Annotated in this window: 20 protein-coding genes; 4 read left to right on the top strand and 16 right to left on the bottom strand. The window is 42.2% G+C overall.

Translation table 11 applies throughout. The features are described from left to right. Positions 1-10 precede the first annotated feature (10 nt). On the bottom strand, positions 11-4,102 hold the full coding sequence (locus tag MKY19_RS09495) for a choice-of-anchor I family protein (protein ID WP_339802236.1): 4,092 nt from the start codon (positions 4,100-4,102) through the stop codon (positions 11-13). 92 nt (positions 4,103-4,194) lie between these two features. Beyond that, positions 4,195-4,653 carry a DUF2798 domain-containing protein gene (locus MKY19_RS09490; RefSeq protein ID WP_149643876.1) on the bottom strand — a complete coding sequence of 153 codons (459 nt, stop codon included), beginning with the start codon at positions 4,651-4,653 and terminating at the stop codon, positions 4,195-4,197. A 137-nt stretch (positions 4,654-4,790) separates the two neighbouring features. On the opposite strand from MKY19_RS09490, the gene MKY19_RS09485 reads away from it, so the two are divergent. After that, positions 4,791-5,207 carry a MarR family transcriptional regulator gene (locus tag MKY19_RS09485; protein ID WP_339270109.1) on the top strand — a complete coding sequence of 139 codons (417 nt, stop codon included), beginning with the start codon at positions 4,791-4,793 and terminating at the stop codon, positions 5,205-5,207. Between the two features lie 73 nt (positions 5,208-5,280). Here MKY19_RS09485 and MKY19_RS09480 read toward each other — a convergent pair whose 3' ends face one another. The 5 genes from MKY19_RS09480 to MKY19_RS09460 form a co-directional block, all read right to left on the bottom strand. Further along, on the bottom strand, positions 5,281-7,218 hold the full coding sequence (locus MKY19_RS09480; protein ID WP_339270108.1) for an FAD-dependent oxidoreductase: 1,938 nt from the start codon (positions 7,216-7,218) through the stop codon (positions 5,281-5,283). Positions 7,219-7,421: 203 nt separating this feature from the next. Further along, positions 7,422-8,234: a MerR family transcriptional regulator gene (locus MKY19_RS09475; protein WP_339270106.1), complete on the bottom strand. Its 813-nt coding sequence runs from the start codon at positions 8,232-8,234 to the stop codon at positions 7,422-7,424. 113 nt (positions 8,235-8,347) lie between these two features. Continuing rightward, on the bottom strand, positions 8,348-9,391 hold the full coding sequence (locus MKY19_RS09470) for a YeiH family protein (protein ID WP_042186676.1): 1,044 nt from the start codon (positions 9,389-9,391) through the stop codon (positions 8,348-8,350). Positions 9,392-9,972: 581 nt separating this feature from the next. Then, on the bottom strand, positions 9,973-11,952 hold the full coding sequence (locus tag MKY19_RS09465; RefSeq protein ID WP_339802232.1) for an ATP-dependent DNA helicase: 1,980 nt from the start codon (positions 11,950-11,952) through the stop codon (positions 9,973-9,975). A 92-nt stretch (positions 11,953-12,044) separates the two neighbouring features. Continuing rightward, positions 12,045-12,896 (bottom strand): aldo/keto reductase, encoded by an 852-nt coding sequence (locus tag MKY19_RS09460; RefSeq protein WP_339270102.1) that lies wholly within the window; start codon positions 12,894-12,896, stop codon positions 12,045-12,047. Between the two features lie 190 nt (positions 12,897-13,086). Between MKY19_RS09460 and MKY19_RS09455 the strand changes: the two genes are divergently transcribed. After that, complete coding sequence (locus tag MKY19_RS09455; RefSeq protein ID WP_339270100.1) at positions 13,087-13,980, top strand: AraC family transcriptional regulator; 894 nt, start codon at positions 13,087-13,089, stop codon at positions 13,978-13,980. 106 nt (positions 13,981-14,086) lie between these two features. Here the strand turns inward: MKY19_RS09455 and MKY19_RS09450 are convergent, their stop codons facing one another. The 4 genes from MKY19_RS09450 to MKY19_RS09435 all read right to left on the bottom strand — a co-directional run bounded on the left by MKY19_RS09450 (position 14,087) and on the right by MKY19_RS09435 (position 17,042). Next, positions 14,087-14,260, bottom strand: a complete 174-nt coding sequence (locus MKY19_RS09450) for a hypothetical protein (RefSeq protein ID WP_339802227.1) — start codon at positions 14,258-14,260, stop codon at positions 14,087-14,089. Positions 14,261-14,411: 151 nt separating this feature from the next. Then, on the bottom strand, positions 14,412-15,917 hold the full coding sequence (locus tag MKY19_RS09445; protein ID WP_339270096.1) for a dienelactone hydrolase: 1,506 nt from the start codon (positions 15,915-15,917) through the stop codon (positions 14,412-14,414). A gap of 200 nt (positions 15,918-16,117) precedes the next feature. Then, positions 16,118-16,549, bottom strand: coding sequence for a hypothetical protein (locus tag MKY19_RS09440; RefSeq protein WP_339802223.1), 432 nt, complete (start codon positions 16,547-16,549; stop codon positions 16,118-16,120). Further along, positions 16,533-17,042, bottom strand: a complete 510-nt coding sequence (locus MKY19_RS09435; RefSeq protein ID WP_339802220.1) for a 2-dehydropantoate 2-reductase N-terminal domain-containing protein — start codon at positions 17,040-17,042, stop codon at positions 16,533-16,535. Before MKY19_RS09435 ends, MKY19_RS09440 begins: the two co-directional genes overlap by 17 nt. Positions 17,043-17,389: 347 nt before the next feature. On the opposite strand from MKY19_RS09435, the gene MKY19_RS09430 reads away from it, so the two are divergent. Further along, entirely contained in the window at positions 17,390-17,737 is a 348-nt protein-coding gene (locus tag MKY19_RS09430; protein WP_339802218.1) for a hypothetical protein, read from the top strand. Between the two features lie 422 nt (positions 17,738-18,159). Here MKY19_RS09430 and MKY19_RS09425 read toward each other — a convergent pair whose 3' ends face one another. Beyond that, entirely contained in the window at positions 18,160-20,634 is a 2,475-nt protein-coding gene (locus tag MKY19_RS09425) for a DUF4855 domain-containing protein (protein WP_339802217.1), read from the bottom strand. A gap of 535 nt (positions 20,635-21,169) precedes the next feature. On the opposite strand from MKY19_RS09425, the gene MKY19_RS09420 reads away from it, so the two are divergent. Beyond that, on the top strand, positions 21,170-21,316 hold the full coding sequence (locus MKY19_RS09420) for a hypothetical protein (RefSeq protein WP_223178916.1): 147 nt from the start codon (positions 21,170-21,172) through the stop codon (positions 21,314-21,316). 316 nt (positions 21,317-21,632) lie between these two features. Here MKY19_RS09420 and MKY19_RS09415 read toward each other — a convergent pair whose 3' ends face one another. From MKY19_RS09415 to MKY19_RS09400, 4 genes are read right to left on the bottom strand one after another with little or no spacing between them, the layout of a single operon-like run. Then, the gene (locus tag MKY19_RS09415) at positions 21,633-22,589 is read right to left on the bottom strand and encodes a pectinesterase family protein (protein ID WP_339802214.1); all 957 of its coding nucleotides are present in this window, start codon (positions 22,587-22,589) and stop codon (positions 21,633-21,635) included. 27 nt (positions 22,590-22,616) lie between these two features. Then, the gene (locus MKY19_RS09410) at positions 22,617-23,507 is read right to left on the bottom strand and encodes a prolyl oligopeptidase family serine peptidase (protein ID WP_339802211.1); all 891 of its coding nucleotides are present in this window, start codon (positions 23,505-23,507) and stop codon (positions 22,617-22,619) included. Between the two features lie 11 nt (positions 23,508-23,518). Next, positions 23,519-24,880 (bottom strand): glycoside hydrolase family 28 protein, encoded by a 1,362-nt coding sequence (locus MKY19_RS09405; RefSeq protein WP_339802208.1) that lies wholly within the window; start codon positions 24,878-24,880, stop codon positions 23,519-23,521. A gap of 28 nt (positions 24,881-24,908) precedes the next feature. Continuing rightward, a complete protein-coding gene (locus tag MKY19_RS09400) occupies positions 24,909-26,024 on the bottom strand; it encodes a glycoside hydrolase family 88 protein (protein ID WP_339802205.1) in 1,116 nt (371 codons plus the stop codon). Positions 26,025-26,118: the final 94 nt, after the last annotated feature.

Below are 26,118 nucleotides of genomic sequence, written 5' to 3'. Positions count from 1 at the left end.
TGATGATCGCTTAAGATTGACTCAGCTTTAACAGCTTCGCTAACATTTGAGCTATTTCTTCACGAGTCGCTGTATCTTTTGGAGCAAAGTTAAGCCCCGTACTTTCTGCAACAGGCTTGCCTGAAATAATTCCTGCCTGCTGAGCAGCTGCGGCTGCTTCAAGAGCATAAGAGCTTATCGACTTCTGATCCGCAAAAGCTGAACTGTCGCCACTTACAGGCAATGTCCAGTTCATAGCTTTCGCTAATCGCACGATCATGACAGAGAGCTGCTCACGAGTTACATTAACCCGAGGATTGAACTGTCCATCACTCACGCCGGTAACAATTCCCTTGCGATTAGCCCACGCTACAGCTGCCGCATAATAATCGTCAGCCTTAACATCTGTGAAGTTTCCTGCTCCTTCTGCGCCCAGATTAACACCAGCCAATCGAGCTAGGAGCAAGGTAACATCTGCTCTGGTTAGTTGACTCTTAGCTCCGAACTTACCTTCACCAATGCCGGTAATTACATCACGAGCTGCCAAATACGTAATAGAATCTTTAGCAAAGCTGCTGCCAATATCAGAGAAGCTCACTTTGTTGTACCCTACTGCATACGTGGAGAATTGTGAAGTTTGGAAATTCAGTTGTCCCTTTGCTGCGTTATAGCTACTGCCTGCTAGTACAACCGCTTGCCCCGCATTCGTCAAATCATAAGCTACGACTGCATTAGCATCTTCATTTGCTCCTAGTGTATACGGCACTGTTATTGTCGCAAAACCAGCACCTAGGTTAGAGAGACGCTGACTGCCAGCGGAAATCGCCAGGTTTATTACTGGACGACTGCCAACCACAGCCTGAGCTTTGCCTTTCCCATCCGTGTCCACACTGCCGATGGACAGCTTAATGTCCTCACCCTTTGCTGCTGTGTGCACAGCCGAGAGTGCATTACGATCCAATGTTATCGTACTAGCTCCTGCTTCAACTACAACTGACTTTGCAATACTACCTGTAAGTGCCGCAAAAGCACTCGATGGGAAGTTAAGTAGAACTTCACCTGAAGCTGCATCAACCTTAGAGCGGAATATCAACTGACCATTAGCATTATTCGCCAGAGACCTAAGTCCCTCTGTAACCATATCCAAAGTAACGGAGGCAACTAACTTACCTTCTGCATCCGCTGAAGCCTTAACCTCTACGATAATCTTATTACCTTCTGTGGTTACAGCTGGTGTTGTCGCCTGTTTAACTGGATCTTTAGTCGTTACCGTTGTACCAGGTCCCGGATTTGAAATCACCGGATCTACTGCGGATACGGTCACAGTAGATTCAGCTACGCCATAACCATCTGCGCTATAGGCGGAGATAACCGCTGTTCCCTTTGCCAAGGGAGTGACCTTTCCGTTGTTATCAACGGAAGCAACACTTGGATTCGAAGAACTCCAAGCTACCACATTCGATCCACCCTCAGCAGGAACTACGCTAGCCTCAAGCGTTGCTGAAGCTTCGCCAACCTTCAATGACAAAGAAGTCCGATTCAGTGTTACCTTCGATACATTCAATTGATAAATGGCCACCGTACCACCAACTTCATTCGCTACGAGTACTAATGGCAATCCAGTCGGGCTTGATGTTGCCGAAATAAATTCGATACCTTCTGGACCAGTGTCCGTTTCAATGGTGTTCGCAGGTGTGAATTGACGTGTATTTATATAGTTCACAAAGTTCGGTTCCTCTGGATTCGTCACATCATAAGTCATCAGACCACCGATTCGCTCTAGACCAATAAAGGCCAGCGCTTTTTGTCCAACCTTGCCTACCTTGACATACTCAGGCTCCGGTCCTTTTTTGGTACTACGGTTATCCATGGTCGTGTTACTGTTGCTTGCATTGAAATATTCTGGCAGGCGTTCTCCGGTAATCTTTTCAAAGTCGCTGCCACTATCGTAGACCTGTTCCATAGAATCTGCTTCCCAAATGGAAAATGAACGGCCACCGTACAAGTAAATTCCATCATTGCCCATGTCAGACATAACTTCTACACTATCATATTTATCTTTATTTTTATTCAGAAACTTAGCCGCATCTGATTCCGGATCTAATGAGCCCTTCATTTTTTTGACTGAGCTCACGTTCACTTTACTATCCCATTCCGTTGCGTCACCTTCGTTGGCCGTGAACAGATAAGTTTTACCTCCGACCGTGTACTGATCTATACCATCAGGCATATACGTACCGAAGAATGGAACATTTTCTAAATTCACTTTATTATCTTTTACCAGGTCCAGAGCATTGTTAGGAAGGCTTAAGTCCTTGAAACCTAATCCTTTAACCCATAGAACCTGCTTGGAGGCAATATCGATGGCAGCAATAGCATTATTCTCTTGAAGCGCTACATAAGCAATGGTCTGGTCATCAGAAAGCACGACAAACTCCGGCTCCAGATCACGTATCGCATCCTTTTTTTCGCCTTTGCCCGTAATCTGTTTAGTTACCGGATCAGCTACTCCACGAATATGGACAAGATCGTCAATTACATCAGGGTTATCGAACTTCACCTGAATCGAAGTGTCCTTGAGCGTATCAATGATCGTTACACTACCTTCAGGATCACCGACAGTCGTGCGTGGTTCAGCTTCGTCCGCTGTCAAAATGTAACGGCCATCATCGGTATACTTCACCATGTCCGGTTGTACTCCAGCTTCATAAGAAGCCAACATTTTACCATCATAATCGAGTACAAGAACCTTACCGTTCTTCATAGCATCTTCTTCTTGAATGGCTACAGCGATCCGTTTAGTAGCGGTGTTGATATCTACACTCGTCAGGTCTCCGTATGTAAATCCATCCACTTCGGATAGCTGTTCTACATTAATACTATATTCTTTTTGCGGATTAGAAGGGTCCTTGAGATTCACAATATCAACTGTTGCAGGGTGAGATGAACCATTAACGAGGTAGAACTTGCCGTTATCACGGTTAAACTTCACGATCTCCGCCACGCCGCCATCTTTATTGGTCACGCCTACAGCGTATCCGCCGATCTTAGTTACACTAAGTAGATCTGGAGTCAAAGGTGCTGCGGCTTCCGCCACATTCAGTGGTACTATAGCTTCTGTCTTCTTCCGGGGTGTCGAACTGTCATACACTGCGATACTTACGGTGGCCGCCCCTACTTTCGTAGGAGTTCCACTAATATTCCCAGATGCTGCATCCAATGATAGTCCGTCCGGTAAACCCGTAGCTTCAAAAGAATAAGGCTGTACTCCCCCATAAACGGACAATGTTACCGAATAAGGCGATCCGAGCTTTGCTTCTGAAAGATTCTGAGTTGCGATGCCAAGATCGCCTACATTTATTCCCCATTGTCCATCTGCGCTGTTATGCGGCTTTGCCAAGGCCAAAGCTGAAGCATCTAAGGCATCAAAGCTAATCTGTTTGAAATCTGCTTTATTGTTGTCTGAATCTACGAAAGCAACGCGTCGAACGGACTTTTGTTTAGAAGTACCTTCCGCTTTCCCCGTAGGATAGTCCGTCTCGTATCCATCTATCTTAGCATTATCATCATTTGCTGCTACACCAATCATGTCCACGTAACTACTTGACATTGTTTGAAATGGATTCACAACCTGCAGCAAGTCTGTACTGCTTAGCAGAACAACCTTCATGCCTTTGTTATTAAAATACATCCCCGGCCAGGACTGATCGCCTTTGGCACTGATATCGTTTTTGTGATCCTTGTTGTTGGCATCATCGGTGATGAGATAAGAAGAATGAGCTTTAATGGTTCCGTTCAAATCCAACTTGCTCCATTGCCCAGCGAGCTTAGGATCCGAATATTGTACAGACCAACCTACTAAACTCACATCGGAATCAGTTGGGTTATATAATTCAATGTAACCTTTCGAGAAAAATCCACCTGATGCATCGGCAGTGTTACCCCCACCATAAACTTGATTAACAATAATATGAGGAATCTTCACATTGTATTGACCGTCTGCCGTATAAGGCGTACCTGATTGAACGGATGCAGCCACTGCTGGACCTGCCATCCAAGCGGAACCTAACAACATCTCAGCTGTAAGCATAAGAGAAACAATAGCTTTACCAGTGGGTTTCAAGTAGATTTTCACTCCTATTGATAGTTTCTATCAATATAGAGTAATAGTATTACCTAACCTGCAGATTTGCGTAATGGTGATGTAAACATTCTCTATGCAGTAGCAGGAGTTATTTTCACAAATATAAATCGTGTAAGAGGCCCGACTAATAGAATTTGCAGTGGAAGTGCAACAATGAAATTCTTACCTATCGCAGACAGATAAGCCATCGGTAGTGCTGAGGTGAACCCTACATGAAGAAGTGCGCCATAGAAGGACATAAACAGCACCATTCCGGTCACCATAAAAAAGGAGATGAACATGATTTTTTTTATCATCGGATCATTCTCTTTTACCAGCTTATGTGCGATCCCTTTCGCAACTTTCCCTACAACAAAGACATCCAGAATAAAAGCAACTACAAACGCAGGTACGTAGCCGATGATCACATCTTTAACTAACGTACCTGACCAGCCCTCCATCAGCGCTACATTGTAAATGCTCATACCCAGCACCATCAAAGCACACATGATGAATGTAAATAATAATGCTTCTTTTTTGTTTCTTCCCATCTTCAAGCTCCTTTTATCTCTCAGTATTGTCAACCTGGATTACAATATCACAGCCATTCGAACTAAGTCAACCAAGTTGACAATGAATACAAATGACTTATACTTGGATTAATGAGCGATGATTTAGGAGTGTTCACATGGATAACCATCTGCAAGAAATGAATCTTATTGATTTACTTAGTGAGAAACATCTAGCCCTACGTAAAATAGTGACTGACCAAGACCCGGACCAAATTAATAAGACTGAATCCCATATCCTAGCAGTTCTTGAAAAACATGAAATGCTCACAATCTCAGAAATCAGTAGAATTATTCATATTTCAAGACAGGGTACGCATAAAAGTATTCAAGGACTGTTATCCCTCAACTATGTAGAAGCCGTGGAGGTCAAAGGAAATCAACGTGACAAAAACATCATCCTTACCCAGAAGGGTATCGAATGCAATCAAAGAATGATGATCACCAAAATCGAATTAGAGCAAAGAATCGCTAACAAGCTTGGGGCAGCTAACGTAGAGCATCTCAAATCTTTGTTAAAAGAAGAATGGCTCTAAGCTCAAGCAAAAAAGACGCAGGGCTCCACCCTGCGTCTTTAAAAATCTTCAATTATTTTCCGGGAAATTGTCGTTAATTAGCTTTCAAAGCACTGTTTGCCGCGCTCTCCCCACCAAGACGACCTGAGGTAAAGGAGTACCCAATACCAACGCCGTTTCCAACATAAGTATCGTTAAACAACACGCCTTCAGATTCAAGACCTACAGCAAACAATCCTTTCACTGGCGTCCGTTTATCATTCAGAACTTGGAACTTTGTATTTACTAGCAAGCCCCCAACAGAACCCAAGTTATTGATTTCAGCAATGATTGCATAATATGGACCTTCTTCACCCATAGGTTCTAAATACTCAGCAGCTTTACCAAATTCAGAGTCAACACCAGTTTTTGTCGCTTCTTTATAACTATTGTAATTTTCTACAAACACGTCAACATCCATTCCTGCATTCGTAGCTAATTCTTCAATCGTATTTCCTTTGAAGCCATCTCCGTTCTCCACCATCGAATCAAATACTTTCCCGACATTTGCCCAAGGGTTCTCAAGTGTAAATTGATCCGCAAATTCAGCATAGAATTCCGGTGGCATTCCTGGAAGACTTGGTGCATGAACACCGTTCATTCCTTTGGTCTGAAGTGCATCCAATTGGGATTTCGAGACAATAACCATATGATAGGGTCCATTAAATGCACTTGTATTCGCTGCTGCAACCGAAGTTAGAGTCGCTGCTTCATCTCTGAATCTTGCGCCAGAAGTACCTACATTCATGAAATTCGGAAGATAAGTCAACATTAGTGGATAACTTGCTTCAAAAAGCTCATATTGTGCTTTTAGACCTTGTGTTGCTCTAGCTAATGTTTGGTGAAGCATTTGTCCACCGAAGTTGTCCGGTACCTTGGCTCCAGCTTCCCATGCCATTTCGAGACCTTCCCCTACGTTTTGTCCTAATCCACCGTTAACCCCTTCGAAACCAAAAGCCTCTTTAACCATCTCTTTATTTGCAGCATAACCACCCGTTGCCATTATGACACTCTTCGCTGAAATTTCTAGCGTTGTACCGTCTGCTTTCTCAGCGACTACTCCCGTAACTTCTCCAGCTTCATTCGTAATCAGCTTCTTGGCAGTCGTTTCTGTGATCACTTGTCCGCCATGTTGCTCAACCGATTCGGACAACATTTTCCGAAGGATCTCTTCACGGGTTTCATAAGCCGGCAACACATGTAATTGTTCGCCGAAGAAGTTCAGGAAGCTAGTTTTATATCCTTTTTCGGCTAACCAATCGTAAGTTTCACCGGATTTAGTAACATATTGTCTAATCGCTGCTGCATCCACTCTCCAGTGATTGTTGACAATCCAATCCGCAATTTCTTTTTCCACATTTACTTTTAGATTATTACTAGTAGCAGCAGAGGAGTTGTAGAACTTACCTGCCCAAGACAGATTACTTGCTCCCCCGATGACACCAGTTTTTTCTATAATAATAACCTTCGCACCTTTATCAGCTGCTGTAACCGCCGCAGATACACCGGATGCTCCAGCGCCCACTACAACAACGTCGGTTTCCAGTTTTTCTGTTTTCCCTTCACCGGCTTTTTTGACACCTCCAGCTTTGAGGACTTCTAGATTACCTCCACCTTTGGTTACGGCATCCTCTACAGCGGCAAGCATGGCTTCACTGGAAAGACTGGCACCACTAACAGCATCAACCGCCAAGGTTTGTCCTTCTAGAATTTGTTCTTTCATTTTTTCAAGTGCGTTATCGCCTAGGCCCCCTGTTTCCGATTGGCTTACAATCTTAATATCTTTAATTTTATCGGGCTCATCCATAGTTACTTCTACCTTAATAATTCCCTCTTTACCTTCCGCTTCCCCAGTGAACGTACCCGCTTTAAAGGACGATGACGACGAATTAGCCGACTCCCCATTTCCCGTACATCCGCTCAGCATGGAAACGATCAGCACCATACAAAAAGATAACATGAGCATTTTCTTAACGAAATTTCTGTTCCGCATTCTGTTCTCCCCCAGTGTCTAATATCTTATAACCTGATGCAGATAACGTGATAATTTTCACAAACTTAATGATTAATCAACAACGCAATCTGACAGGCTATATACCGAAGTCTAAACCTTGGTGCTGCACCAAGGTCAATGTATACTTTTTGTCCAACTAGAAAAAAACATCTGCTCAAAGAGCAGATGTTTAATAAGAGAAGCTATTGGATTGGGATATTCACTTCCAAATAAGATCTATTCTGGCCTTCGATTTTCTCAGTAAGCAATAATTTCCCGACCACATCTCCCGCTATGGCATAATGATTAGCCTCGATATAGTCGATCATGAACTCCAAAGAGTTCTTCGTGATATATTTTTCATCCGGACATAATATGGTAGCTGAGATACAATGACTTGGGCTAATATACTCTGCATATTCTTCGCTATCCATTTCGAATTTTTGCGCTTCTTCCTCTAGTAAGGTAAGGCCCCAGCTGTAATCAAAATTATTGTTTTCGCTGACAAAGTTATCTGTATCTTCAATTCTAAAAGAATAAAATGCATAAGGAAGTAAATCCATCCAAGTGTTGACCAAACTTTTAACCATATCATTTTTTATTAATGCATTCTTATCCGTTTGCTTTAGTCTGTACATACCTGGCAGTTGTTTAAGTTTACACGTATATAAAGAGGACTCTAATCCCCTGAGTTCTTTATGAATTTCATTCATCTTATTAAGCAGCATCGTCTTCTGCTTGATCTCTTCTTCTAAATTCAATGCTGTTTCTTGCATCCTACCCATAACTTGCTCTGAAGAAGACTCCTTCATGAGGTTTGCCACTTCCGGTAATGGAATTCCCATACTTCTGTACCATCTACTCATAAGTAAATCTCTTGCATCTAAATCATTAAAATATCTGTAATTATTGCTGTTATCTTTAGTGGGCCTAACAATATCATGTTTCTCGTATAACCTCAGCGTATCCGCAGTCACACCGAGAATGGAAGCAAATTCCCCTATGCAATATTTCAACTGATGTTCCTCCATCCATATCATGCATACCCAGCCACATGAAATGATACACAGAAGGACCATTTTTAGATATGAAGTAGTTCATTTCTTACGATTCTAATGTATGCAAAAGATCATGCCAGACCAAACCAGTGAACTAATGTAAATCCAACTAAGGACAACAAGACCGAACCTATAAGCCCTGCTGCAAAAGATTTCATCCCCAGTCGTCTAAATGCGGCCAAATCAACGTTTAAACCAAGTCCAGCCATCGCCATAGCGATTAGCATATAAGCTATCGTTACAATTCCATTTGCCACTGATGCTGATACGATCCCTAATGAATTCACACCACTGACGAGTAAGAAGCCTAGAATAAACCAAGGAATAGGAATGCTTTTCCATGAGGCTTTAGATTGTCCACCTTGCACTTTTCTTTCTGCACGATTGGTCCAAACCCCAATTAAGATAGCAACAGGAACGAGTAAGGCCACCCGAGTCAATTTAACGATAACCGCCATATCTACTGCTGCGCTCCCACCTGCATCTGCTGCTGCGATGACGTGAGCAATTTCATGTAAGGTAGCTCCAGAGAAAACCCCATAGCCTAGATTCGATAAGCCTAGTAAAGGATACAAAAATGTATATAGCAACGTGAATATTGTACCTAAAATTGCAACTATCGCTGCGCCAATCGCAGTTTCGTCGTCTTTGGCTTTGATTTGTGGGGCTATCGCCACCACCGCTGCCGCACCGCAGATCGCTGTTCCGCAGGCGGTTAAGATACTGAGTCGCTTATCAACTTTGAATAGTCGGGCAAGTCCGTATACAACAGAGATCGTAAATACGATCACAATCACAGCCAGTAGAAATACCCGTGGACCTGCAGCAACAATATCCATTAAATTCAACCGCATACCGAGCAGGATAATCCCTAGACGTAGCAACTTTTTGCTGGAAAAATCAGTGCCATGGGTGATCGTACCCGGCACTCCGACTGTTGCCCGCCAAATAATTCCGATTAAGATGGCAATGACCAATTGGCCCATAATAGAGAGAAATGGAAAGCCTGCTAAATATTTTGCGACTAATGCAATGATTAAGGTTAACCCAATCCCAAGTGCAAAACCAACCTGTTTCTTATTGTTCGATTGGTATAATCCCTGTGAATCCCCCATGTCGTGTACACCCCTTGTATGAATCTCTAGATGACGGAGGTATGTATTTCCCTTCCCCCATGAATCAACAATAATACGCCATGGCTCGAAAGTTAAATACCAATATACTATCCGTAAGATTAGTAATCCTTATGCTTGAATCCATGCAAAAACTCATTTATGTACATGAGCGCCATTTCATTATTAAATGTTATTCGCTCTCCCCATCTGCGACTGACAATGATCCGGCATACACTTATCCAATCCATGACCGAATTAGTGAATTCCTGCTAAAGTACATCAAATGTTCTGATATCCTCTTTCACATCGGTAAATACTGCAAAAATACAGCAATCCCCCCGCTTATCACTTGAAAATGAATTCTGACGCAAGTATTACTGCAGATCCGCATGAATAAGTCGGTTAGCGATTGCTTATATAAATAAAAGATGTATTTTTGCAGGTTTATCCTCTACCCGTCATCTCAATTAGCTACTTTATTTCCTCACATTCACACAAAAAAGCTCCTTCGAGAAGGAGAATGCCGAAGCATCCACCTCTCCAAAAGAGCAATTGTGTTCCTATATTAATTTTTTTTAAATTTACACTTCAAGCTTCTGGAGCTTAGTTCCCTTCGGGAGTACAGAAGTTATATACTCGTGAACGGGATGTTGTCCTTCAGCTTCCGCAAGCACCGTCACAATTCCTTGGTCCGTACCCGTTCTGATCAGACGTCCCATTCCTTGTTTAAGTCTTAGCAGCATGTAAGGTAAATCCACATCTTCAAAAGGATTGGAAGTCTCCGCACGTTTTGCCATAAATACAGGGTCAAGCGGAGGATAAGGCAGCGACCAAATGATCACATTAGATAGTGAAGGTCCTGGTATATCTAATCCTTCCCACAGTGTCACCGCACAAAGCACACTATGCTCATCCCGCTGAAAAGCTGAGATCAGATAGCTGATCTCTTGATCCCCCTCATAGAGGAAAGAATACTTGCTGGATTCTGCTCTCTGCGAGCTGAGCTGCTTGAACTGCAGAAGTTCTTCGCGAGTACGGAATAACAACAGGGCTCTTCCTTCTGTCTGCTGGATAAGCTTCAGGGAGATCTTCATTTTCTCAGCAAAATCACCGCTCTGAAGCTCAGGTACATAGATACTCATCTGGTGCTCATAATCATAAGGTGAGTCTACAGAGAAAGACAGGAAGTCGTGTATCCCAAGACTATCCTTCAAGTATTGGAATGATTTATCCACGGATAATGTAGCCGAAGAGAATACGATTGGCATTTTTTGCGTGAATAAGCTGTCTTGAAGTACTTCCTTAACATTACGCGGCATGACCGACAGCGTTAAGCCATCGCTATCTTCTGTCGCCCAGCAGATTAATGCACCTGAATCCTCAAACAACCTCAATGCGATCTCTATGGTCTCCAAACGTTCTTCCACAATCCGCAATTGATATTCATCAATCGTGTACAGTCCACTTTCGAATACTAATTCTTCTTCAATAGCGGCAATTACACTACGCATGCGATGCACCTCACGGATTAGCGATGCATTTAGCTCAATGCTTTTTCGATCCGATCCAGGAATGGTGCGGCATTGACGACGAATGTGTTTAAACATTTGCTCACTTTGCATAATCGCTTCATCGATAAGAACAGCAAGCGTTTCACGAATCTCATTCTGTAACAGACGAGAGATTAGTTCTTCAAAGACAACATGCTTCATTTTATAGCCTAACGCCTTCATGGCGGCAGATTCTAACAAATGCCCTTCGTCAAACACAACTGCACAATGCTCTGGAAGCAGAGGAATTTGACCCTCTCGTTTACGCGCTTCATAAGTCCAGACATGCTCCATGTAATAATCGTGGGAACAAATGATCAGGTCGCTTGATTTCCGGTAATGATCACGGGACAACGTTTGTCCACAGCGATGACGCATATCACAAGTAAAACAATCCTGAAACGTATCCCAGTTGATCTTATTCCATTGTTCATCATTCAGATCTGGATAATCCCTACGGTCGCCATAGGCATGGAATTGCTGCATCGGTGCATGAGAATGTACAAAATCAGGTAAAGTACCATATAAACTCTCCAGCGGCAAGCTCCCATCATCATTGTTGCGAGCATGATCCAGCTTTTTCAGACACATATATTTATCTGGAGATTTCGCTAGTCTGGCATCAATATTCATATTCAGATGCTTCGCAAGCTTGGCAATATCACCCTCTGGCTTCACCAACTGCTCAATCAAGGACTCGTCCGCACAAGCGATAATCGCAGGTTTACCCATATACCGCGCATAACAAATGCTATATAACAAATACACTAAAGTCTTACCCGTACCGACCCCTGCCTCAGCAAAAATCGTCTTCTTCTCAGCAAAAGCTCGCTCCACCTGAAACGCCATGTAAATCTGTTCATCACGAACTTCAAATCCTGCCTCAGGAAGAATTTCATAGAATACATCGCCGACCCATTCCCCTACTTGCTCCATAAAAGGTCTGGTCCGATCATATTCAAAAGGATACTGTGTCGCCAACAAGCCTACCTCCAATATTTGATCAGGCATATCACGTTATGCCATGAAAAATAGAATCAACGGAAAAACTCTATTATCTCATAAGATTGGAGTAATTACAAAGTAGTTCATTCGAAAATATGTTAGATATCGAGTTTACGAGTACCAATCCATTTCACCATTTCAGGATCCCGATGTGAAAAGAACAAACTCTGATTCGTATCTAACGTAGCAATGGATGCCATATCCTCTTGGCTTAATTCAAAATCAAAGATATTGAAGTTTTCGATAATTCTTTCTTTACGAACTGACTTCGGAATCACAACGATTTCTCTTTGTGTGAGCCACCGTAAAATCACCTGAGCCACGGATTTATTATACTTTTCAGCTATGGATACCAGTAACTCATTCTGGAACAAATTATTTTTCCCTTCAGCAAAAGGTGCCCATGACTCGATTTGAACATTATTTTCAGTCATAAATTCCGCATTTTCGATTTGCTGGTTGAAAGGATGCGTTTCAACCTGATTTACAGCTGGGACTACTTCATTATGAAGAATTAAATCAATCAAACGATCCTCATGAAAATTACTAACGCCGATAGCACGGATCTTGCCCTCACGATATAATTCCTCCATCGCACGCCAAGAGCCATACACATCGCCAAATGGCTGATGAATTAAATACAAATCTAAATAATCAAGCTGCAATCGGTTCAGTGATTGTTCAAATGCTTTCTTTGTGCGTTCATAACCCGCATCTTGAACCCAGAGCTTTGTAGTGATAAATAATTCCTCTCTTGCTACACCACTCCGTTTAATTGCTCTACCAACTGCTTCTTCATTTTGATAAGAGGCTGCAGTATCAATTAGGCGATAACCTGCCATAATAGCGTCATAAACGCTTTGCTCACATTCGTTTGCATCTTGAATCTGAAAAACACCAAAACCGAGTATAGGCATTTCAACATTATTGTTCAAAACTACTTTTTGCATGATATTACCCTCCAGGTTTTCAATGATTGTGTGTAATTTCCCCTTGTACATCCTTATTATGTACCAGATGACAAAGCGACCGTTATCCCATTCATGCCAAATGTTTGCCTAATCCTCTCACTACCACTTCTGTATCGTATGAATATGGACTATAATCAGACTATTAAAAATGAGGGAATGATAGGATCAAATGTCTGAAATAATCACTAAACAGCAGAACGAACTCCTAAAAATTATTGATTGTTACTCAGAACAGGACGGTGTTCACCAAACTGCTATACCGTCTTTATTTTTCATGCGTGACTCGAATGCGTCCATACCAAGACATGGAGTTTATAAACCTTCCTTTTGTATGGTGGTTCAAGGGGCTAAGGAGGTATGGCTGGCACAGGAGCGTTTTAGATACACCCCCTCCGATTACCTCATTGCATCCGTTCACCTGCCAGTTATCGCCCAAGTCACCGAAGCTACTCCCGATGTTCCATATTTAGGCTTCAAGCTTGAATTTACACCAAGTCAAATTTTAGAGGTTTTACAGAATACTGAAGTTCGAGTTTACGCTAAAGAAAATCCTAAGCGAGCTATGTTTGTTAGCCAGATGGAGTCTTCTTTAATGGACGCCGTCCTCAGGTTGGCTCGTTTGTTAGATCAGCCTAAAGACATTCCAGTGCTAGCTCCATTATTTACAAAAGAGATTATTTACCGGGTGCTACAAGGGCAGAATGGGATTGCATTGGAACATATTGTAATGGAAGGAAGCTCAACTCATCAAATCAAAGATGTTATTGAACATATCATGAATAACTATGCTAGTTCTTTTAAGATTGAGGAGCTTGCCGAAATAGCGAATATGAGTGTTTCTTCGTTTCATCGGTACTTTAAGGAAGTTACTGCAATGAGCCCTATTCAGTTCCAAAAACATCTGAGACTTCAGGAAGCCCGCCGGTTATTACTAATCGAGTCAGCAGATGCCACCGATGTGGCATTTCGAGTAGGCTATGAAAGCCCTTCGCAATTTAGCCGTGAGTATTCCCGGATGTTTGGTTTTCCGCCTAAACAGGATGTAAAGCGTCTGAAGGCATAACACGTTTAGATAAAACCTAATCTTAAATAGTAACTAACCCAAATAAGGGCGAGCATAGCTAACTGTAAGAAACGATAACTAAGTAAGACTAGTAGGCAGCCGGTCATCACGACAGCCAGATGCCGCAAGCTTGCAGGTCGATCAATACCTCGTCGGGTGCCAATAACGGAACTTCCGTCGTTGCGACTCTGAAATTCTGCGGTCCAACGACTCTAATTTGTTTCATATACCCTCCGTTCAATAGCAACAAGCTTGACGAGTCTGTGAGTCGGATCTTCAAGCAAATTAGGATTAACAGAACACTGCTTAAAGCGAATGGGAACATCATTCTTCTTAGACAAAATAAAAACTCCCCTTCAAGTAAGGGTTATTAATTAAACCTTTGTCTACTTGAAGAGGAGCTTATCAAAATCGGTAGCCTGTTACGTAATTTATAATAGTGAGGTTACGAACTTCACCTCCGGAAAGCCGCTATTCGGTCCTTTCATTAAGATTCCGCCTTTATTTTTCAGATACATATCGAAGAAATCAAGCATATAGGCATTAATAACGGAGTTTGCTCTTTCGGGAGCAATCTTTCCGGTAACGCCCAGTATTTTGAATATCGGAGTAATGAACTGTACGTCGGTAAAATTCAAATGCTCCGTATTTTCGATATAGAGAATCTTTCCCCCTTCGTCGACTGTCTGGCGCATCCGTTCAAGTTCCAACTTTTTATCTTCCGTTACTTTATCCTCCCACTCTCTTGTTGAGCCCATACGGTTAAGCTCTGAATCCGTGTAGACCCGGTTATCCATCACCATTTTTAATTTTTCAAATTCGCTTTCCGAGTTGATGAACAAAAACGGCTTACGCAGACCCTCTCTTTCACGCAAACGATAAAGCCCTCCATCAAAGTCTATTCCAACCGCGATTCGCGGATCGTAAGAGGCGTCATAGGCCGTCGCTCCGCCGATGGAATGACCGAATACACCGACATTACCGAGATTAATTCTCCCTTTTAGATGACTTGGAATCTTCCCCGATTGGATGAGCTCGAATTGGTCCAGCACAAACGCCACATCGTCGGTTAAAACTTTACCCAACTTGTCGCGATTACCTCTTTCTGTCTGGTAATCATGGTCAGGCGAGAATAAATCGTTAGTTGTGCTGGTCGTGATTCGACCGTCTGGAAACTTGGTTGCAAATGTATTGTAGGTGTGGTCAATCACTGCCACGATATATCCGTGACTCGCGAGATATTCAGCTTGCGCCGTGTGGAGGAACCTGGAAGAGCCGAAGCCGGGATTCGCAAGGATCAGTGGGTATGAAGTCTGTGCAGAAGAGACTTCAGCCCCCGAATAAGCATGACTGGATACGTACTTTAGGTGTTGTAAAGTAAACCCGGGAAGGCCATAGTTCGTAGCCATATAACGTAAAATCTGGGTATCTGGAATAAAGGGAGCGTACTTGCCAGTGCCATCTTGAGCCGGATACCATACCTGAACCATCAATTCTCTCTTGCCTGTCGCGGTTTTGCTAAATGTTTCATCCCGGTTTTGGTCTATGAAATGAAAGATTTTCGTGCCTACCTGCAACTCGCCGGTTGGCGCCGGAAAGTCGAATACAGGAAACACATATAGGAAGCACCCCGTTACGATTAGCCCAATCACGATAAAAAGGCGGCCCAGCACCCTACGAATTCGCGAGGCAGTCCGAGCGACTTTCCGCTTTATGAAAACGTCCATAAGCGAAAGCATAAGCATCAGGATCGTAAATCCGTATAAAAATACAAGCTGAACCCTGTATCCTTCGACAAGCAAATGTATCACTAAAAAAATGGAGCCTGCTCCGCTTGTCAGGAGCAAAGCAGATCTTCGAATACGTTGATTTAAAATGAACAGGAGTGCCAAAAAACTAACATTTGAAAAGAATAACAGCATTTCAAAAAACCTCACGACAAACTCCCCCTTAAAAATAATCCTATCAATGGGTTAGTATAGAGGAGCTGCTAGGTTGATGCCATTGATCTAGATGACAATCACCTAACACTTTTGTAAGGTTTCGTGACGATGGCGCAGTGCAATATGCTGATATGTAGGGGAAAGAAATGCCCCATCTGCCGCATGTCATGCCCAAGGGATATTGACAAAATTAATTACTGAACATGTATTTCCGATTTGATATCATGTTGACTTAAAAATTTCATTAAATCATTACTAAGCTGCACAATCTCATTGTTAGCATTATTCGCATAATCCGGCAACATCATATCCCTAACCATTTTAGTTCGTAGCCATGTCATAAAGAAAAGGTCCAAAAATAAGTTTGGAAATTTAAGCACCATTTTAAGCATTGGTGGATCAATTGAAACGTCAGCTTTTTGTATTGCCCTTAGATACGCTTTTAAAGTGAATGTTATTTTGCGTGCTGTCTTTCTAGTTCTGGCTGTTTTTTTGTCAATAATCTTATTCTCAGAATGCAAAAAGCTCAACATGGCAATGTCTGATACGGAATGTGTGATTAGATACGCTTGCATATCTTTTTTAATAACGTAGGGAAGCTTTGCAGTTTTAAATAATTTTTGCAAGGTTTTCTATGCGTTCTGTCACTACACCATTAATTTCTCCAAATGCAGTTGCCGCTATAAACTTTGGTAGAAATCGAGCATGCAATACTCCATCTTTAATCTGTCCGCCGAAGCCGGGAAAAGCTGGTAAAAGTCTATCCCCTACGATATCCAGCCACGAAGAAAATCCAATTGAATTACTAGTCATCGTAACTATATTTTTGCTTTGATTATCTTTTAGCGCTAACAACGCTGCTTCGGACCGATCATAACGAACGGTAACGAAAATAAAATCGTATACATTGTCATTTTCGAGCGTATCAATGACATTCACTTGTATCGATCTAACTGTACCTTTTTCTATATACTGCAGGCCATTTTCTCTTAATGATTTATATCTATTCGAATGTGCAAACAGGCTAACGTCAAACCCTGCTTCAATAAGCTTAATTGCGTACATGCTCCCGATGACACCTGCACCAAAAATTAAAATTCTATCTTGTTTTGCTGACATATAAACCACCCCTACTTATTAATATTCCCTTTGGAATATCCGACAACGTGTTGTATGATGTGATTATAAATTTTCATTATTCCTTGATCAACCATCAGTTTTTTATGATTTGTCGGATGATATTCTTATTCACTAATAGGAGGGAAACATGAAAAAGCAACCCCAAATAACGGAGAAAACAAAAGTTTGTAGAAGTTTTTTGTGAGTTATATAGCCAAAAGCCGATTGAGAAAATTTCGATTCAGGAAATTTCGAATAAGTCAGGATATAACCGCAGCACCTTTTATCAATACTTTACTGACATTTACGAATTGTTAGACTCTGCTGAAAATGACCTATTGAATGAAATGAAAAAAGAATTGGCAAATAAAGAGCTATCGATGGATACAGTTCAAGATACGCTCTATTGTCTGGATAAAAAAGAACATCTCCTGGTTCTTAATGCCCTTTTGGGTGATTATGGAAGTGCCCGTTTTTTAAAACGCTTAAAAAAAGAAATCACTTTGGATCAATTAAAATTAAACGTTCCGCAAAACCAATCCTTAACGCCATACTTCATTGAGTTTTACCTGACAACTGCCCTTTCTTTATTTCGTCTTTGGCTCCAGCGTCAAAAGGATTTATCGTCAGAAGAATTTTTCAAGTTAGTAGAGAACCTATATTCAAAAGGGATTACACCCTATTTTAAAGAATGAGTCTGTCATTCAAACCAAATCCATATGTTGTATAACAATAAAAAAGCGCGCATAGGCTTGTTTACACAATATACTCCATAAAGACTGACCTACTCTTAATGGTCCGCATTCTGTAAATACAGACTTCTGCAAGTTTTTCTTCAGAGAAATTGCCTCTATTTGTGATACGGTTCACCGCGCTGTCTGTAATGGCAAGTTTTTGAGCCATCCTTTGCGGGAGTGTCATATTTTTCCAAATAGGCAGTCCCGCCGACACGTGCCCACCAGCAAATCCGGTCAACTAATAGCCGAGATATTGGATATATTCCGCCTGACATGTGATGGGGTCCAAGCTAAACAAGCCCGGCACAGTGTTTCGTGCATGGGCTTGTTTTGTTATTTGGGATGAGAACCCCATATTAGGCTTTACGTATGCTAATGGATCAGCTGCCATAAACTTCGAACTCATAAAGAGAATACCAGTCGCCTGTGCCTCGATCTGTCGCATGCATCCTTATATACCTTGCATTTACCGGTTCAAAGTAGATATCGTCTATACCACCGTCTCCATTCGTTGTCATGTATATATCCGTCCAGTTGGTTGCATCGTTCGACACCTGAATCTTATAGCCCTTAGCATGAGCATACTCCCAGTTGAGTTTGACATTGTTGACGCGGGTTTCCTGTCCGAGGTCTACATAGATCCATTGCGGATTTGAATACAGGCTGGCCCATCTTGTCGTTACATTACCATCCACCGCTTTATCGGCCGTTAATGTAGATGTCTCGTTGGAAGAGGATGTTGCCGATTTGTTTAACGCTAAATTCGGTTTGCCATAAACCTGGAATTCATATAAGGAATAGCCATAGAAGGAGTAAGCTCTTTGGGTTCCGTACATTCTTACATACCTTGCATTTACGGCAGTAAAGAATATATCGTCAATCCCCCCGTCTCCATTCGTTGTCGTATACACATCCATCCAGTTGACAGTGTCATTCGATACTTGAATCTTGTAGCCTTTGCCATAGGCAAGCTCCCAATTCAATATAACTCGATTTATGTTATAAGCCTGCCCAAGGTCGATCGTAATCCATTGCGGGTCTGCAAACTGACTGGCCCATCTTGTCGTCACGTTACCGTCAACCGCATTATTCGGAGAAAGAGCTGCCTCTTGATTGGAAGATGACGTAGCTGTATTATTTAACGCCAAATTTGTTGTAGTAGCGGATCCGACGCTGTCTCCATATACTTGAAACTCATAAATAGAGTAACCATAGCTCGTGCCCCTCTCTGTTGCGTGCATTCTCACGTATCTTGCCGTTGTAGGCACAAAGCCTATATCGTCTACACCTCCGTTGCCTGTCGTTGTCGAATACACATCGGTCCAATTGACCGCATCATTCGATACTTGAATTTTGTAGCTCTTGCCGTAAGCATACTCCCAGTTAAGTTTAACGCGTTTGATGTTATTAGCTTGCCCGAGATCGACGTAAATCCACTCTGTACTTGAATACTGTTGGCTTGACCACCGTGTACCCGGCAAATTGTCAACAGCTTTAGCAGCGGATAGAGAAGAACTTTGGTTGGATGAGGCTACTGCCGATTTACCGCTTGCAAGATTAACTGGAATGGTATACGTTCCTTTAACAAATTTGTAGATATCTTCATACATCTGTCTCCCGTCATAAACTCCGTTTACACCGTTGTTATTCTTGTTTTTATACAAGTTGTATATCCCAAAAATATCTTGATACCAACCCTTGACCGCTCCCGTCATGTATCCGTATTCTACGCCGGCCTTTAAGTAATTATCGAATCTGTTTTTAAAATCGGGGTCGAACATCGCTCTTTCGTCAAACTCCATTTCGATGCCCTTATTATATGTTTGAGCTTGGGTCGATACATTCGTCATTCTCGAATAATCAGTCTCCGGAACGAAATAGTGATTGGGCTGCTGGATGCTAAAATCGATTGCATAATTATTCCGGTTGTTGCTTTGTCCGGCACCAAAGTATGGAATCCAGGCAAGTTTCAGACCAAGCGTATGAAGATAGTTACCAGAGTTATTAATTGCATTTACTTCACCCGGATTGCCGGGATCAATATCTTCATGGAACCAGTAGAAGCCTTTTAATTCAAGGTTGCTGTATTGGGCTTGATTCCATCTGCTTAATACGGTGTCGATATACCATTTGGTTACCTTCGTCATATTGCTAGGCATCGAATTCAGATTTTCGCTGATTCCGTCGTTATCGACATCTCCGAAATTGGTGATTTCGCTATTAGGATAAGGCAGCATAATATATACTTTGGATTTGTAATTTGTTAGGTTTAGTGTGGTTGCAACTTGCTGGGTTGCTTGATTGAGGGCATCGAGCTGTTGATTAGAGGTGAAAATGCGGTTTATATACCATTCCCAATCCGCCTTATAGGTCCACTTGGCAGGGTCCGCTGTATCACCAAAATCTCTATAGTCAGATGTGTTGATTCCTAGAAATAGAAATGAATCGAAAAAGGTGTCATCCATCACATTATTACTGTTGTAGTGCGCAACATAGGGCAAAAGCGTATTCTTGTCATACGTGCCGATTTCTCTTCCCTCGTATGTCGTTCGTCCACCGTAATATCCAGTATAAAGCAAAGCCATGTTCTTCACATTCCCAGATGCCGCGGTATTTGGTGGGAAATATCCTGTTGCAGCAGCAGCGGCAAGCGGCTGTTCTAAGTTAGACTGGGGTTGTTGCTCGAGATCAGGATCGGACTTTTCTTGTTGTCCCTGCTGATTAGGAACTTCAAGTAAAGGCTGTTGATCCTCCTGCCCCTGCGAAATCTTCGGCGACCTATCCCCTTCTCCCTTCACTACTGATGGTTGAACAGAAAAAACAATCGATAAGATTAACACAAATGATAACAGCAAGGAACTTCGTCTTGGATACCTCTGACTTCGCTTCATCTTTCATCCCCATTTCTTAGGTTTAAATGATTTTAACAAGTCTGGTACATGGTCTTGATCCGAGTGTCCATTTTATCCAAGCTCCAAACGGCCCCTTTACGACTAATTCTATGAGGCAATTTTATGCTTGAAAATAGATATCTGTTTACTTTCATATACACCTTTTTACAAATCAAAAAATGAACCGATGCACCTTTCTCTTGTTTCTTCGAAATGTGACCTACGCACATATATTCAAACCCATACGCCGCAAGGAATTCAAAAAAAAAAACTTGCCCTTATTTGTGGTACGGTTCTCCGAGATTGATCTTAAACCTCCTACCCATTAGCTTAATGAACTACTCCATTTATTAACAATTATATTGCATATTCCACAAAGAAAAATCTAATGCCATTTTTTTGCGCTATTTTAATCAAATCGGAGCTAACTTTAGAAGAATTAAATAATTTTTATTCAAAGTATCGCGAGAATGAGTGGAGCTACGTAGTTGAAAAGCAAGTGAGTAATAACATTACCTTTATTGAACATCGTGATTTGAAATTCAAAGCATTGAAAGCAGAGGAACAACTAATCAGCTATTATATTGTTTATACTTGGGGCAGTAGTGACTATCCATTAAGTGATCTTGATATACGAGGGCATTAACACTTAAAGCAACAAGATATTTTTTTAGTATTAAGTAAAAGGGCGGAGAAGAAATGCATTGGAAAAAGTATTTTATTCTATTGCTACCAACGATAATAATTGGGCTATTTTTATTTTACATTCTTCCAGCAATCCAAAGGCCTTATGTTTTAATAGTTCCTATGGTATTTGGGTTAATCTAATACTTTTGGATATATATTGAAATAAAACAAAAGAATAAATGATAAAGAGCTCATTCATTAAAAACGGCAGCCTAGGACTTTGTTTCACTCGTCCAAGACTGCCTCTTTTTTATAGACTAGTCAAAATTACAGTATTACTTCCAAAAGTCCGTCCCAGCAAAAACAAACTCTTTATCCAGCGCTTCTCCCCCATCCTCAAAGCAATCTGCCCAAGGAACACGCTTCTTACTTAGGAGCGCAGCATCCTTCATATCATATTCCTGATATCTTACAGTTTGCTCATTCGCTGAGTTATTCCAGTTGTCCCAGCCCAAAGGATGAATATGCGAACCCATCTGACACCCCACAAATACAGTCTTAGCGTACTCACGCCAAGGACGTCCTAGAAATACTGAAGTAATATCAGGGTCGGCTGTTAAGAAGCAATTCTTGAAAATAAAACCATGTGACTGTCGCTCGGGTGTCGAAGCTGCTGTTATATACCCTGCTTGATTCTCGCTATGACGCAAGCTTCGGATCTCACATTGATCGAAATAAGCCGTTGCACCTCCAAAAATAAAATCAACCGTTCCTTCTATATAACAATGCTGATACAACTGGCGATAATGGATATGATGATCTCTCAGTGGAATGCCTCCGAATGCCCCTCGCTCTCGTGGAGCAGGCGGCAAAGGTCCTGTAAATAACGTGTCTTGATACCCTTTGAAGGTACAATGTCTGAACACGGTTTGGTCGCAATGTGCATAAACGGCTACCGCCTGACCAATATGTTCTCCCTGCCCAGCACTGTTGGTAATCACCAGGTTCTCTAAGACCAGATCGGTACCTCCCAGAAATAACGTTGGTGTAGCAAACGTATTGATTTCTTCACCCGCTTCATCACGCTCTTTGGCATAACGATTCATGGTTATTTCCACGGTTCCAAGTCCAATGATCGTAAGATTAGAACGGTAAATTCTAACTGTCTCATGGTAGACACCTGACAAAATATAGAGCGTATCCGCTTGGCTAATTGGCTCACGCTCTAGCGAATTTATCGCCTCTTGAATCGTGTGATAATCGCAACAGGATTCTTTGCCTACTACTAGCATCGGTGGCTAAGTTCCTTTCTATGGATTTTAGAGATGCTTCGCCAAAAATTGCTGCCATAAAGTCCGCATTTCCAAGGTCTCCATATGCCCACCACTAGAAATGACAGGTTGCCAATGTTCTGATTTCCCTGCCGTTTGATAAGCTTCGGACAGCCCTCTATCCAAGAGTGCTACTCCTTCAGTTGGACATAGCCGATCATTTCTGCCTACTAGGCTCATTCGCGGGCGGGGAACGATCCGCTTTTGAATATCGAGCGTTGTGAAATACTTCAATAACCCGGGCACATAAGAATAGTAACCATGGTGATCTAGTCCTCTTACCGCAATTAGGGTATGTGCATCTACTTGACCACAAATATCGACAATCACCCCGACTCGTTCGTCTAATGCAGCCAGCCACCAGGCCATCAAACCACCCATGGACATACCGATTGTTGCGATTCGTGACGTATCAATATCCTCACGTTGGCACATGTAATCTAGCATACGAATATTGTCATATAGCATCATGCCCCACATGACCTGCCCCTGCCACAGCATTTCCTTCACTAACTCACTCTCAGTTCTGCCACCACGCTCATTAAATCCCCACATGTCGATACAGCAAGCAGCGTAACCCATCTCTGTTAAGACTTTAGCAAAAGAGGGCTGTTGCAAATAGGAACTACTCCGAACAAACTCGTTACGTCCATTCGCGTAATTCCCTCCATGAGAATGATTAAAGACAACTAGTGGAAACGGCCCTTCCTTATCCAAAGGGATTGCCACATAAGCAGGCACTTGTTCAATTCCATTAAGATCCAGTAAAAGAGATTCCAGACTATATCCGTCCCGCTCCTCTTGGTTCATCACAGTTACGGCAATCGGCTTATCCAACGGTAGATCGCCCAACAGTTCCTTCAGTTTATCACGCTCCATGGTTCCCTCCCTTACGGACACACATTCTGTTCTGTGGGCGAAACTGTAACTTGTTCTACTAGTTTTTCAGGCTTGCTCGTGTTCTTCGAATGACAATTCATGATCTCTATCGCTTCGCCATTTTCAATATAAAAAGCAGGCCCTTCATGATTCTCGATGCTCACCTGATGAAATTGCACATCCCTTGCATTGCCCAGAAAAAATCCGCGATTGTTCATGTTCTCGATCCCTGTCATCATATCCGGATGCCCGGGAACTGCATTGCGTGCCATGGAGATATCAATATTTGTAAAAGTAATCTCCGAAACATACTGCTCCGCAAGTCCATATAAGAATCCCGCAGATGCATGAACATTACGTGCGGTAATATTGGCGAAATGAATTCGTCTAAAGCATGGCGTTTCATCTGTAATCGGATAAGGATTTTTGTCCCACACATACTTCTCTTTCCCGCGTGGTCCACAGAAATAGTATAGATTTAGTGTGAACGGACAAATGACTTCTTCCATTACAATATTACTGATCCGAATATCTTCAATCGTCCCTCCGCGTCCACGTCTTGATTTCATGCGTATGCCACGATCGGTTTGTTTAAAGACACAGTTACTAATGGTTACATTACGAATATCTCCGCTCATTTCACTTCCGAGTACAACACCCCCATGCCCATGAACCATGGTACAATTGGTGATCGTGATATTCTCGCATGGAATGCGCTCTTTCGTATCTTCAGTTCCCGCTTTGATAGCAATACAGTCATCACCTACATCAATATTACAGTTACTAATCCGAACATTCGTACAAGATTCTGGATTAATACCATCTGTGTTCGGAGAATCAGCCGGGTTCAAAATAGACAGATTATCGATCGTCACATTGTAGCAGCCCACAGGATTAACGGTCCAGCTTGGAGAATTCACTAGCGAGACATCCTTAATCGTTACCCGCTGACAGCTATCAAATCCAATCAAAGTCGGACGGGGATATTCGAGTTCTTCCCGACGGTTCCGAAATATATCCCACCATGCTTTGCCATTACCATTAATAGTTCCGCTTCCGGTAATCGATACATTGACTAAACCTTTGCCATGAATACAAGGCGTATGAACCTGCTGCTTCACTCCTTCCCATCTGCATTCCACCGCAGGATAATTCACCGGATTCGTACTGAATGAAAGAATCGCTCCTGGATTTAAATTTAATTCAATATTGCTTTTCATAACAATCGCACCCGTATAGAAAGTACCTGCTGGCACATAAACGGTTCCTCCACCAGCCTCACTTGCCGCTTCAATCGCATGCGCAATCGCCCCTGTCGCTAACATCCCGCTATTCTTAAGCGCGCCAAAATCCTCAATATTATATACGGACATTTTATAGCACTCCTATTCTATATCAGATCTAGCCTCTTAATTGTTCGTACTCCACACAGGCTTGCAAGAAAGCACCGACACCCTTTTGGTCGTTAGTGACAATAGGCTCACTAATGTAATAAGCGAACGTGCCGTCTCGTTGATCTGCTCCACCTAACCCTGCTACTTGGCAATTCTTATTTAGATTGACCCATCCTTCTTTGGTCTCCAGAACAAACTCTGAGATAAGTCCTTGGAAGGCGAGATCTAACGGTTCGTACCAACTAGCCTCTAATACGCCTAATCGAATACCTTTTGCCATAGCATACACAATCATGCTAGAAGCAGAAGCCTCTAAGTAATTCCCTTTGCGTTGCCCCAGATTCACTACTTGATACCAGACGCCAGATTCAGGATCCTGATATTTCTTCACAGCTGATAAAGTATCGTTTAGAATACGCACCAGCTCTGGATAATCGGAATGCTCACTCGGCAATAACTCTAGAACATCTACTAAAGCCATAAGATACCAGCCAAGTGAACGCGCCCAAAAGTTTGGAGAGCATCCTGTTTCGCGGTCACACCAAGGTTGAAGACGCTGTTCATCCCATGCATGATATAACAGACCTGTTTCCGAATCCTTCGTATGCTTCTCACACAAGATAAATTGTTTCGTAACATCTTCAAGCCCCTGCCCTTCTTCAAAAGCTAGCAAGTAGGCTAAATAGAAAGGCGCGCCCATATAAAGACCATCTAACCAGATTTGATAGGGATAAATATTTTTATGCCAAAAAGCACCTTCCGAGGTTCGCGGATGTGTCTCTAGCTGCTTTCTAAATAAGGTAGCCGCTTGTTTATATTTTTCCTGCTTGGTTTCTTTATATAGCGTAAATAATAATTTCCCGTTGTTAATGTGATCAATATTGTATTCATCTAGGCGATAACCCTTAACGCTGCCATCCTCCTGAATAAAGTTATCCATCTGATCTTGAATGAATTGCAGATACTTCGCATCACCGGTTTGCTTCCAAAGCCATTCAATTCCATTCAATACGACACCATAGTCATACGTCCAGCTTCCGTTGTAGCCTTTATCTTCATAGAGCTTTGGTGTCCTCGCCATGATTGAGTCTGCTGTGCGGATTGCCCAATGTGATCTCTTCATCCCAACCCCCTGATTATCATTAAATTTAAGAATATCTTTCCCACAAAATAATAGGACTTGATTCTCAGTCCCAGAGAATCAAGTCATTGTCTAG

The sequence above is a fragment of the Paenibacillus sp. FSL R5-0744 genome (assembly GCF_037972555.1).
Lineage (GTDB): Bacteria > Bacillota > Bacilli > Paenibacillales > Paenibacillaceae > Paenibacillus_AQ.
The sequence above is the reverse complement of the archived record's forward strand: the minus strand, read 5'-3'. Positions and strand labels throughout refer to the sequence as shown.

What these genes read in the sequence shown, in the direction of transcription:
- MKY19_RS09485 (WP_339270109.1), top strand. Translation starts at nt 4,791, where the DNA reads ATGGATAACCATCTGCAAGAAATGAATCTTATTGATTTACTTAGTGAG.
- MKY19_RS09465 (WP_339802232.1), bottom strand. Translation starts at nt 11,952, where the DNA reads ATGCCTGATCAAATATTGGAGGTAGGCTTGTTGGCGACACAGTATCCT.
- MKY19_RS09435 (WP_339802220.1), bottom strand. Translation starts at nt 17,042, where the DNA reads ATGTCAGCAAAACAAGATAGAATTTTAATTTTTGGTGCAGGTGTCATC.
- MKY19_RS09405 (WP_339802208.1), bottom strand. Translation starts at nt 24,880, where the DNA reads ATGTCCGTATATAATATTGAGGATTTTGGCGCGCTTAAGAATAGCGGG.
- MKY19_RS09490 (WP_149643876.1), bottom strand. Translation starts at nt 4,653, where the DNA reads ATGGGAAGAAACAAAAAAGAAGCATTATTATTTACATTCATCATGTGT.
- MKY19_RS09460 (WP_339270102.1), bottom strand. Translation starts at nt 12,896, where the DNA reads ATGCAAAAAGTAGTTTTGAACAATAATGTTGAAATGCCTATACTCGGT.
- MKY19_RS09415 (WP_339802214.1), bottom strand. Translation starts at nt 22,589, where the DNA reads ATGCTAGTAGTAGGCAAAGAATCCTGTTGCGATTATCACACGATTCAA.
- MKY19_RS09410 (WP_339802211.1), bottom strand. Translation starts at nt 23,507, where the DNA reads ATGGAGCGTGATAAACTGAAGGAACTGTTGGGCGATCTACCGTTGGAT.
- MKY19_RS09480 (WP_339270108.1), bottom strand. Translation starts at nt 7,218, where the DNA reads ATGCGGAACAGAAATTTCGTTAAGAAAATGCTCATGTTATCTTTTTGT.
- MKY19_RS09470 (WP_042186676.1), bottom strand. Translation starts at nt 9,391, where the DNA reads ATGGGGGATTCACAGGGATTATACCAATCGAACAATAAGAAACAGGTT.
- MKY19_RS09455 (WP_339270100.1), top strand. Translation starts at nt 13,087, where the DNA reads ATGTCTGAAATAATCACTAAACAGCAGAACGAACTCCTAAAAATTATT.
- MKY19_RS09430 (WP_339802218.1), top strand. Translation starts at nt 17,390, where the DNA reads ATGAAAAAAGAATTGGCAAATAAAGAGCTATCGATGGATACAGTTCAA.
- MKY19_RS09400 (WP_339802205.1), bottom strand. Translation starts at nt 26,024, where the DNA reads ATGAAGAGATCACATTGGGCAATCCGCACAGCAGACTCAATCATGGCG.